Genomic DNA, 11,492 nt, shown 5'->3' with positions numbered 1-11,492 from the left:
TACATCAGCGGAAAACCAATGATTGCCGCAGACGCGTCGGTTCGTCCTACTGAGTATTTGGCTGGGCTTTCAAACTGCCTTGCAGAGCTGCGTCGGGCGCGTCCTGGTAACGCAGGGCAACCTCGACGGTGTCGCCGGGCTGCAACTCCGCATCTTCGTCTGCGACGATCCGTTCCTCGCCCTTCTGGCTCTTTCTGATAATGGCAATCTCCGCTTTATCGCCGGCTCCTCGCACCAGTTGCGATCGAACCATTGCAGTGTACTGAAGCTTTTCGCCCACGCCCTGCAGCCTCGTGCGAGTTTCGTTCAGCGTCACGCTGGCTTCTTGCAGCTCACGGAGCAACTCAAGCCTTCGCTGGTCATCGAGCTTTTCCAGTTTTCGCTTGAGCTCGTCCTGTTGCGTCTTGACCTGCATCAGTTGCGCCTGCGTCTGCAGCTTGCGGGTTGATGAGCTCAGTACTGCGCGACGGGCATCCGTTACCCGAGGACTGACCAAGGCACCCTTGCCGAACAGGTCATTCACTTTCTGCAGGTCGTCGAGGTCCGCCTGATATGCCTCTTCTTCTGTCTTCTGCTGAGCTGTTAGCACGTTGACATGGTCGTCTCCTTCTCGAACGCCACGCTGAAGGAACGACTTTTCTCGCTGATAATCACTCTCCTTCGTCTTCAAATATTCTGTTTCCGTGTTGACGATTTCCGAAATGGTTGAAAAGGAAATCGGTACGTCCTTCATATTGACGAGATCAATCTGCGAGCCTTCTCCGAGCTCAGTCTTGATGCGCCATATACGCGCCTGTTCTTTGGCGAACTCCGTCCAAAGCGATCCATAGAGGCTTCTCAAGTCTGCGGACTCGAGATATGGGTTGTTCATTCTCATATGCATGACATCGTAGCCGCCCGCCACCGCGATAAGTTGGCGTGCAGTGGTCGCCGGACGATAAGGGTATTCACCCGGCTTTGACACGTCACCATTGACGTATATCGGCCTGTATTCCGCGACGGTCGCTGTGACTTCATCCGCATCGATCACGACAGCGTTCTCATGACCATCCGGATTCCGCTGTCGGAATACCTTGCTCGCCAGCGCGGTTCCAATTTTAGAGCGGATCTGAGGTAGGGTCAGGCCGGCTACTGGGACCGTTCCGACCAGTGGCAACGAGACATTACCGTCTATCTGGACCGCGGCACGCTGTCGCAGCTCCGGCACGCCCGCCACGGCGATCTCCAGGACGTCTCCGACATTTACCATATATTCGGCCTTTGCCTGCGTCGCGAAAATCGTCAGGCTAACGGCCACCAAGCCCCATTTGACGCAACGACTCAGGTTGCTGCCGAAAACACCTATATAGGGGCGATTGCGCAGTGTGGAGCTCAGCATGGCGGCAACTCTCTATACGGTCGTGGTCATTTCAAATCGGTTCACGGACACCAGCACGTCAACAACGCTGACGCGCGGGCAACCGTCCGGACGTGCGATCGGCAACAGTAACGCTAAGTTCGCTCATTGATGCCCGGGGTTCAGCGCCGTCCCGCCCATATCCGATTGATCGGGGCTCTATTGATCGTCAATTCACAGCCCCTCAAACTCATAGGGATGGACGCGAGAACTACTGTTCGAACTTTAATCCGGTAGTACCGCGGCTCAATGGACCATCGTAGCTACCTATTTATTGCCAATTTCCATCTAGTGGCCCGGGATGTACTGATTCAACCAGAGATGAGCCAAGGGGTCCTTAAAATACATGAGCTATGCGTCCTTCATTTTGCCGGGCTCCACCAAGTCTCCGGCACATTCGGTTGATGCGCCGGCCCCAGTGCATTCCGGAAGCCCCACTGATCCCCACCCCTGGATCCTGCTCGTTCCATCGGACGTCTGCAATATTCCGAAATTCAAACGCAGCTCCTGCCGCTCTCTTCCAGGAAGGTGCATTATCCTGAACTATCAGCACTGGTACGAAAATGCTGCAGACTAATAGGACGGACGATTGGGTAACTCGAGACAATATGGCGCCGCCCGAATTTCCTTCGGCGCCGGTTGTATCGCTGGTAGAAGTGATGGCCTTCTTACGACGACGCTTGTCGGTCATATTGCTCACATGCTTGGCAACACTTGGCGTTGCTATACTCTACCTCGTCACTGCAGTACCCACGTTTACCGCCAAGGCCGAACTCATCGTGGACTCCAAAGCGACCCCCGGAGATGCCGCAGCGGTGTCAACGATCGTGGAAAGTCAGGTCGCAATCATAAAGTCTGAGAGCATCGCTCGCTACGTGATCGAGAAACTCGGGCTTGCGAAAGACTCGGAATTTGTCCTGCAAGATAGCGCCGTGGGCGCCACGAAACGGTGGATGTCCCAACTGCTCGGCTGGCGAAGACCGGAAACGAAATCCAGCGCCATGAGCTATGCCGTGGAATCGTTCGAACGCAGGCTTTCAGCCAAGCGTGTCGGTCCTACGTACATCGTCCAGATCACCTTCGAGTCCAAAGATCCAGATCGAGCGGCGCACATCGTAAACGCCGTTGCGGAAAAATATATTACGCATCAAATGGACAGCCTCTCTGTGCAAGATGAGGCATGGGTTAAGGACCGATTGAACGAATTGAGCGCTCAAGCATCAGCTGCCCAAAGGGCGTTGGAGGATTATAACAGGAATACAACAGATACAGCGAATTCCGCTGAGACGGCCGCCAAATTGGTAACCGCCGCGGATTCATCAAAAAATGCTTATGATAATTTTCGCCACATGCTGCGCAAGATGGAAGCCACGCGCCAACAGTCCTCGCCGGTGTTTGAGGCTAGTCTCGTCGCCGGGGCGTCGCCTCCCATGAGGGCCAGTTGGCCAAAACCCGGGGCCGTGCTTGGGATATCGACCGTTGGAGGGCTGCTTCTTGGCGTCGCCATCGGAATGCTGCGCGATCTGTTAGCCCGAGGCATCTTTGCCAGCGGGCAGGACCCTCATCCAAGAACGCAAGACGACGGGACCATAGAGCGACCTGTTCCGGACGCGGTTCGACCAGATCATCAATCGGAAGCATCGGCAAAGGCAAGGCCAGTGCGCCTCACGGGTTCGGGGTGAAGGCCGCACGCGCCAACAATCGGCACGCTCTCCCGTGCTGTACAATCTAAGGCGGCCGATTGGATATGTGGGCTCAGCGGAACACTGGATTGGCTCAAGTCGGCGCCAACGAAGCGCGCACGGGCGGCGGCCTCAATCGAGGCGGTCCGTCACGGATGGATATCGTCCAATTTCGATGTAGCAAGCTGTCGGATTAAGCTCTGGGTGTCAGGTGCGCATTCTCTCGATAGATTTTTCCATTCCCTATCTACTGAAGGATGAGAACTATCCAATCGGCGGGTGGTCCATCGAACTTTCAATATGGCTTCGCGCGCTTGAAGATGCTGGTCACGAAGCCGCTGTCCTTACCTGGAAGGGCGCTTTGGCCCATGTTGGTTCGGGCCAGCAAATCAAACTTATCGAGACCTATGATCCTGCGCACGGAATGCGGGTTGCGAAGTATTTCTACCACATCGCCAAAGTATTGGCAGCTGCCCGCGCCTATCGTCCGGATATCATCATCCAGGGCGCACGTGGAGTGGGCACCGCGATCATGGCTTTCGTCGCCGACCAACTAAGGGTTCCGTTCGTTTACCGTGTTGTAAGCGACGCAGACGTCGATGAACGATACAAAATCGGTCTTCGACATTACGAATGGTTATCCTATTCTTGGGCTCGGCAACGAACGGCGGCATTTCTCTGTCAGAATCGATATCAACGCGATCAGCTGGCAGCACGTTTTCCCGGAACGCCTATTCATGTCATTCATAATCCTATTGTTGTAGCAGAGGACGCGACCACTCCTTTGCCGCGCCCAGAGCGGAGATACGTCGCCTGGCTTGGTGTCTTCCGACATCCAAAGAACCTGCCATTGCTTCTACGAGTCGCCCAGGAGCTTCCCGAACTCGAATTTAGAGTGGCTGGGATGCTATCTCGAGATGCCGATCAAGCGACAGTGGATGCGGTGAACGGCCTGCGCGACCTCCCAAATGTGCAATTGGTTGGTTACGTTCGACGGGCAGACATTCGATCATTTCTGTCAGAGGCTGCACTGCTTCTGTGCACCTCGCATTACGAGGGCTTCTCAAACGCGTTCCTGGAAGCTCTGGCCGTTGGCACTCCTGTCGTGACGCGCCGGCTTGTCGATCCGGACTCGATCGTCCTGAGTCATGCCCTGGGCGCATCTGCTCACGAGTCGACGCTTAGCAAATCTGCGAAGATGGTTTGGGACATGGACGAAAACGAATACGGCACGCTCGCTGGCCGATGCCAGACCTATGTCAAGGCCAATCACTCGCCGATGGTAAAGGCTCATGAGCTAATTGCGGCTCTGACTCCGCTTATCGCCAAGCAACAACGCTCATGCCAGCCGCTTGGCCTTGATCCAATCAAACGTTAGAATTTTCTCCTAAGTAACACAATCAAGGCCCCTCTTACAGGTAGAGTAACTGTCTTGAGAAGCTTTCTCATTACGATCGATACAGAGGGTGATGATATTTGGAGCAGGCGTGCAAGTTTGGAAACTCGCAACGCGTCCTTTCTTCCTCGCTTTCAGTCGCTGTGTGAGAAATTCGGCCTGAAGCCCACCTACCTGGTGAACTATGAAATGGCGAATGATCGTGGCTTTGTTGAATTTGGTCGCGATTTGGTCGCACGAGGTGCCGGCGAAATCGGGATGCATTTGCATGCCTGGAATTCACCCCCAATCCATCCCCTGACCAGCGATGATTCCTGGTACCAACCCTTCTTGATTGAATACCCAGAAGACGAAATACGGAAAAAAGTGGAGCTTCACACGCATTTTCTTGAGGACATTTTCGGCGTCAAAATGCTGAGTCACCGATCGGGCCGCTGGGCCTTCAATGCAATCTATGCCGATGTATTGAGGGATTTGGGATTTAGAGTAGATTGTTCCGTAACTCCTCATGTGGATTGGCGAAGTACTAAAGGAGATCCGGACGGTGCGGGAGGGACTAATTATCGAGGGTTTCCCGAACAGCACTACTGGATGAGTGAGCGAAATATCGCGCTTCCGGGAACGTCCTCGTTACTGGAGGTCCCAATGACGATCATCGACCGATCGCCCGCGTTGCTGACCCGGGCGGCCCAGGCTTGTGAGGACATATCTGACTTGCCGAACAGGGCGCGGCGCCGCGTTTGGCCGCTGGACTGGCTGCGTCCCAACGGGTCAAACTTGACGTCGATGCTGCGCGTTCTTGACGCCGCCATTTCGCAAAATCGGCCCTACGTTGAGTTTATGACGCATTCCTCGGAGCTCATGCCTGGCGGTAGCCCTTACTTTCCGACGGCTGAATCAATCGAGAAACTGTATCAGGATTTGAACGAGCTCTTTTCGCAAGCGGCGAAGCATTTTTGCGGCAGTACGCTGACCGAATTTCACGATAGAGTGTTGGTATCGTCATGCTCCGACAGCTGAATAAAATGCGGACAAGAAGAATAGCGGTGATAGCAGTACCAACTATTGTTGCCGCGGCTGGCAGCATAGCGAACCTCTATGATGGATTGACGTTCCTCGCCACGACGACAGCGGATGCAGGTGATCGCTGGAATTTCGTGGAGACGGGCCTATCCGATGTTCATAGCTTTGCTGCGACGGATACAGATACGGCGGGCAATACGAGCGTAGAACCGCGGCCTGCAGATAGCACAGTTGCCCCGCCGGTTACGTCGTTTTCGGCTACACCGCGAACCGCCTTTTATATCGGCAACGACAAATACGAAGTTCAGACAGCGGGCCAGAGCTATAGCCTAACCAATCCCGATGCCCAAACCCTGCGCTTTGAAATTCAACCGGGTGATCGAGCCTGGTACGATTCCAAACACGCCGTTGATCGCGCCGAAATTGAAGGCAAGTTACGAATTCCGGTCGGTACTGTTATCACCATAGATTATCGGTTTATGTTGGAGCCTGGCGCCGCAAACATGGCATCATGGTTCGTTACTGGAGAGCTGCACAATGAGGACAGCGAAGCCGGTGTGCCTACCTCGCCTCCAGTCGCAATCGAGCTTGCAGGCGAACATCTCCGAGTCGTTGCCAGATACAGTCCCACGGGTCTAAAACCCGGCAACCCTGCTCGAAACGTCAAGATGCTCAGCCTATGGACTGACCCCAATGAAATCCAACGAGGCCGATATTACGATATCAAAATGCGGACCAACGTGACCAATTCTGGTCAAGGATTTTTGGACGTTTGGGTGGATGGAGTTGAGGTTGTGAACTATCGCGGCCCGTTGGGGTATGGGTTCCCCACCTATTGGATGCAGGGTCTCTATCGGTCGGCAGATCAACCCCTAGCTATTGCGGCCAATTTTCAAGATTTGATCATAACAACCGAGCCGACGCCGCCATAGCAACCTAGCTAGTGGGCAACCGCAAGCCGAGGCCCTTCAGGCCGTGGCGCGAGTCAGCGGCTTTTTTGGCGAGATAGTCGCGTAAGCAGGCCAGACGTCCGCAACGGCGGCTCATTCAGCTCGTTGTATCCCACGATTCAATCCACGCGCTGCAATACAGCTACGTAGCGCGGAGGAACTTCAGTACCGGGCAACTTGCCGATCATTTCAAACCCGGTCTTGGCAGCTTTTCTCTTTAATTCGTCAGGCGATATGCGAGTCACGTATTGCGTCGACCTTCTCTTCTCTTCCGGGAGTCCCCAATCGTCCGTCATGTATTGGTTGTTGGGAAAACGATCGAATGACTGATCGACCATATCGAAGATAACGCATCCGCCGGGTGCAAGCCTATCGCGCCATAGCCTTAGATGTTGAATCAAATCAAACTGCGCTAAGTAGATGCAGTCGATCGCCAGCAAAACTGCAATTTTCCCAACTCCGATCAACTTTTCGGGCGGAACAAACCCATCGGCAACATGAACTGAAATCGTTTGCTGTGCTAAATCGGCGAGCTGCGTGGCCGCCGAAATCGCCGCCGAACTTCGGTCGGTTCCAACCAAATTATGATAGCCACGCTGCGCAAGCCAAATGAGATTTGCGCCGCATCCGCAACCGACCTCGAATATCAGTTTGTCCTTTGCGATATGCTCGACGATCCAATCCATTGCCGAATTGGTTTCGCCGCGAGTACGTCGGTTCTGAATGGCCCAGACGAACCACGGTTCCGCGCCGGTTGACCGGACAATGGATTCTACCGCGCCAAACGGGATATTGAGCTCGTGATACGGCGGAAAGCCGAGAGAGCGGCGAACACTCGCAACCTGATAAGCTGCCCGATTTTTAATTCTGTGCAACATGATTTCATCTTGCCCGGCACCGGCTTTACTGTCCAACCCCCATGAATGAGTACCCCCTCTACCGCACGGGGCATCACAACAATTGCTATCGTTGGCATCAGCACCGCTGCTTCCAGCCATGGCGTCGCGCCAAGTCCCCCGGACGCTCGGCGTCGGTCGCCGTGCAGTATTGTAGCCAACCGCCAAATTTCGCGCTCCCCAATCCCAACGAGGTCGTGCACTGGATTGACGCACTGTTCGAGATCAAGCGACAATCAATGGCAGCAGGAGCGAGGCGGGGAAAAACGACGAACATCGGGGAACAAGGGGTTAATACTGGCACCGGAAATCCACTGTCGTTGGCTGGGTGGCCGCATCAAGCAAAGCGGAACGATCCCCATTCTTTTTGCAGCTCAGCAAGCGTTCGATAATATCCCGTCGCAAACAAGATAATAGCATAAAGCACCAAAACCGCGGCAGGTCCGCCTATCGCTGCAATTGCTGTCGGGGGCTTCAGCATGTCAGCCGAGAGCCGCACTACTAGTGCGCAAACTGCCGATATGCTCGCGATTTTTCCAAGGCTCTCCCAATCTTGCAACCTTCTGATCGAAATGCTCATTACCTTTGAAAGTCTTCTCAGAAAAAGCACATACACCATCAAACTGGCCAGCAGCGAGCCTACAGCTGCACCCGGCAAACCGTAGTACCAGACACCCACCAAACTGGTTAGTACGGCAACGGGAAACGTTGAGGCTTCACAACGCATATTAGATGAACCTTGTTTGAATACATACAGCAGGGCGTTAATTTCAATCGAATGAATCAAGGTCTGAACCAGATAAATGCGCAGCACCGGCGAGCCGCTCACGTACTCCTTCGTAAACAGGAACTGGATGACCTCATTGGAAAAGGCGAATAGCGCCGCAAGAGTGGGGAATATGACCACGCTGAGGATCACATTGCCTTGATTATTGAGGCGCAATAGCTCTTTGTGATCACCAAGCGAATTCAGGTGACTCATTTTTGGCAAGAGCAAATTCCCCAGCGCGCCTCTCAGGACTTCGAAGGGCAGAGTGAGCGTAGCGGCAATTGAAAAAGCGCCAAATGCTGCTGGTGAAAACACCGTGGCCACAATCCATTGCTCGACCAGTTTTCGCATGTGGAAAAACAAGGTGGCCGCGCCGAATGGAAGAGCATACCGAAGCTGTTCACGGAATTGCTGCTTGTCAAGCGGGAACAACCGGATGCCGCAATGGCGTGCTATGAAATAGCCCAAGAACCCAAGGCGCACGCAGGCCGCAATCAATGTCGCGGCCAGCACCAGGTCAAGGCGTCGAGAAAACACCGCTGCCGAAATTACGAGCGCCGCCCTGAGCACGGACGTGGCCATGACAGCTTGTGCCTGCCAGCGAATCTGCCCCGCAGCATTGGGTAGCACGTCGAATATCAAACCCAAATTCCAGACAAATAAGAAAACCGCAAGCAAAAACCCATGGTCCTGCAGCAGGCCTTTCATGCCCGAGGGCAGGACATTGCCAAAGACAAAAATCAGAAGTGCCGCAATGGTCGTCGTGGCAAGCAAGAACAGCACCGTCTGCCCGACGTAAACCCGACGTCCTTCCGAATCCAAACGGACAAAGAAGAAAAGCAAGCTGCGCGGCAGGTCAAAGGGGAACAACAGGGCCACGGTAGTTACAAGTAGCCAGAAGAGCCGATATTCGCCGAATGCTGTGGGGCCGATCGTTCGCACGAGAACGACCGGCGTCAACAACATGATGACCTGATCGACGTAGCGCGCAGCGGAGAGTGCAATGCCTTGACGCAATATGGATGCCATGGATCAGCAACCTAGACGGACGTTGGCGACGACGGCGCCAAACAAAGCAAGACACCGATCCGACGCGTATCAGACTTCGCGTGCTGCACACAATCAGTGGTCTTGACCGGACCTTTGGCGTGAACCTTCTTCATCGAGCGACCAGCCTAGTCCCTTAGTTAAACTTGGTGTGAGATCGAACCCTCGATCACCCCTGAGCGATCGCGCCGTGTACGCTCATCGCCACGTCGTAGCTTTTGGGCGAATTACGTCTTGCGGCATCTACCTCGTCGAGCGAAGAGATTAGCCCCAGACCTTTTACCGCACCTTGGTTCGCATCAAGCAGTCATTCCGTGGTTAAACTCGATAACGCAAACGCGCCAAGTTGATCATCATGGCGACGATTGGGAACACGTACATATTGTCGATCGTCGGAAAAATTTCGCGCTCTGTCAGCATACCAATTCCAAAGCCAAACAGGCATATGAACAAAGCCCAATATAGATCATTGTCCAACTTTCGCCCAACCCGCAAGGCGGTCGCCAATCCAACAAAAAGTAAAACTATAAGCACACTGGTAAAAATCGCCCCGCAATCAACAAAGAAGTCGATAAGTGCATTATGCGCGTGACCGGCGTGAAAAAGGGCTCCTGTATACCAAAGTTCGCTCGTGATCATTCCGTTACGACCAGCGCCGAACAGAAATAGACCGATGTCGCTCGTCCATTCATCGAGCAGAGGAATCCAGATGCCATCAACCCGGCCCGTCAACACGGCGTCAGCCGAGAAGTCGGAACTGTTTTGAAAGCCGACCGAAAGAAGAGCGTCGATAGTTGGTCCGGCCCACAGGAATGCCGTTATGCCAAGCACCGCGGCGCCGAAAAATAATATGACGTAGTTACGCCGCTGGACCAGGAGCAGACAACACGAAAGTGCCACAGTCACAAGCGCGCTGCGCGACTGGAGAAGAAGAACCGCGACGAGTGATAGCGCGAGTGGAACAATCCAGAGGCCCTTTCGCGTAATAACTCTATAGAGCAACAAAGGCACAGTGCAGATGTATATTGTGCCAATCGTATTGTAATGGATACCATAATAAGTCTCGCACAATACGGCCATTTCATTGCGGCTGCCTGAAACCAACTCAGACACGTCGTCCCGGTTGCCTGAAACCAAGACGGACGGATTCATCAGGACGAGTATGATGAAGGTGACCGATAGCAGCAGCATTGAGAAGCAGATCACCGTAGTGATCTTTTCAAGCTCATGAAATGAGCACAGGCGCCTCAGGATAAATAGAAATGGCAAGACATAGAAGGCTGAGACGACGTACATTGACAGTATAAAGTCCGGATAAGATTCCGGAAACACCTCAGGGAAACGACTATGAAACAGCGGGGCATTTGGAATTGATCGGATGAAAGCAATGGTGAAGGTCGCGAAGTACAGGAGAAATATTCTCATGGACTTCATCTCGATTTTGTCCATCGGGCGCACGGGCGTACTTTTGAATAGCAAATAGGCCACGACTACGGCCGACAGCAAGTTGAACGGCTTCAACCCCTGGATGCCCAGCAGATTGTCCCCGACAAATGTCACCCGCTGGAACGGCAAAATGAAAATGAACAGGAGAAAGAACAATTTCTCCTGTCGCGCGACTAAATGCGCAAACGCGCGGTGATAGAGAACTTGACCATCATAGTTCAAGCAGAACTCCTTCACGCCGTGAGCGACTCTTCCCTGGTCATCACTTGCTACCTGAAGATAGACCATCGTGACTCCGCCGGCAACGCACGCGCCGTCGACCCACAAGGCGGAAGCCAATAGGGGTAATCCGGAAGGGTCCGCACGGGCGCGAACTGCTGTTCCTGCGCTACCGGGAAGAGATGCTCGCGGCGCGCCGTCGTGGCGGCCGCAAGCGAGCAATCGGGACCAGGGCGCCGATGACGGCGCCGATGGCCCCCAACGATCGCTGGTAGCTCGACTTCATATCGGATCAGCTCACGGACGGTCGACACTTCCGTATTTTGGCGGTAGTCGGCTGGCCGATACCTCGCTCTCGGGTACCCGGGGGCACGGGAGCTGGGCCGGCTGATCATCGAGCGCGGCACGCCCGAAATGGTGGACAGCGACAACGCCCCCGAACTCACCAGCAGCGCCAATCTGACATCGGCGGTGTGCTTGCTCGGAATACTCCAAGGCTGTCCTATTAGGAGCAGAAGCTATTTGTGCGGCATGGTGCGTACACGAGTAGTCTGAGCCTCCTCTTGTCATCGAAATTGGTAACCCTGAAGGGTCGCGCCGCAGGCCGGATCACGGACTATGCTGATGCGTGAGTACATGCGCGATGGGATGGTGCAACCGTAACGCCA

The 11,492-nt window shown here is 54.3% G+C and carries 8 protein-coding genes and 1 pseudogene; 5 read left to right on the top strand and 4 right to left on the bottom strand.

The genetic code is table 11. From position 1 onward, the window contains the following. Positions 1-46 precede the first annotated feature (46 nt). Positions 47-1,378, bottom strand: a complete 1,332-nt coding sequence (locus tag A3AI_RS0113420; RefSeq protein ID WP_024516071.1) for a polysaccharide biosynthesis/export family protein — start codon at positions 1,376-1,378, stop codon at positions 47-49. A gap of 626 nt (positions 1,379-2,004) precedes the next feature. Here A3AI_RS0113420 and A3AI_RS0113415 point away from each other — a divergent pair. From A3AI_RS0113415 to A3AI_RS0113400, 4 genes are all read left to right on the top strand, one after another. After that, entirely contained in the window at positions 2,005-3,078 is a 1,074-nt protein-coding gene (locus A3AI_RS0113415) for a Wzz/FepE/Etk N-terminal domain-containing protein (RefSeq protein ID WP_024516070.1), read from the top strand. A 211-nt stretch (positions 3,079-3,289) separates the two neighbouring features. Then, the gene (locus tag A3AI_RS46210; protein ID WP_024516069.1) at positions 3,290-4,456 is read left to right on the top strand and encodes a glycosyltransferase family 4 protein; all 1,167 of its coding nucleotides are present in this window, start codon (positions 3,290-3,292) and stop codon (positions 4,454-4,456) included. 54 nt (positions 4,457-4,510) lie between these two features. Next, complete coding sequence (locus A3AI_RS0113405) at positions 4,511-5,494, top strand: polysaccharide deacetylase family protein (RefSeq protein ID WP_024516068.1); 984 nt, start codon at positions 4,511-4,513, stop codon at positions 5,492-5,494. Then, positions 5,479-6,429, top strand: a complete 951-nt coding sequence (locus A3AI_RS0113400; protein ID WP_024516067.1) for a heparin lyase I family protein — start codon at positions 5,479-5,481, stop codon at positions 6,427-6,429. Before A3AI_RS0113405 ends, A3AI_RS0113400 begins: the two co-directional genes overlap by 16 nt. A gap of 137 nt (positions 6,430-6,566) precedes the next feature. On the opposite strand, the gene A3AI_RS46205 is transcribed toward A3AI_RS0113400, so the two are convergent. The 3 genes from A3AI_RS46205 to A3AI_RS0113385 form a co-directional block, all read right to left on the bottom strand. Beyond that, complete coding sequence (locus tag A3AI_RS46205) at positions 6,567-7,325, bottom strand: class I SAM-dependent methyltransferase (RefSeq protein ID WP_198030109.1); 759 nt, start codon at positions 7,323-7,325, stop codon at positions 6,567-6,569. Between the two features lie 355 nt (positions 7,326-7,680). After that, the gene (locus A3AI_RS0113390; RefSeq protein WP_024516065.1) at positions 7,681-9,141 is read right to left on the bottom strand and encodes a lipopolysaccharide biosynthesis protein; all 1,461 of its coding nucleotides are present in this window, start codon (positions 9,139-9,141) and stop codon (positions 7,681-7,683) included. Positions 9,142-9,477: 336 nt separating this feature from the next. Next, positions 9,478-10,893, bottom strand: a complete 1,416-nt coding sequence (locus tag A3AI_RS0113385) for an O-antigen ligase family protein (protein ID WP_036048230.1) — start codon at positions 10,891-10,893, stop codon at positions 9,478-9,480. An 89-nt stretch (positions 10,894-10,982) separates the two neighbouring features. Here A3AI_RS0113385 and A3AI_RS49300 point away from each other — a divergent pair. Continuing rightward, positions 10,983-11,286: pseudogene (locus tag A3AI_RS49300) on the top strand (IS3 family transposase); the annotation flags it as partial. Between the last annotated feature and the right edge of the window lie 206 nt (positions 11,287-11,492).

Source organism: Bradyrhizobium sp. Tv2a-2 (genome assembly GCF_000472425.1).
Taxonomy (GTDB): domain Bacteria; phylum Pseudomonadota; class Alphaproteobacteria; order Rhizobiales; family Xanthobacteraceae; genus Bradyrhizobium.
Note: the sequence above shows the minus strand (reverse complement) of the source record. Positions and strands in the feature narration are given on the sequence as shown.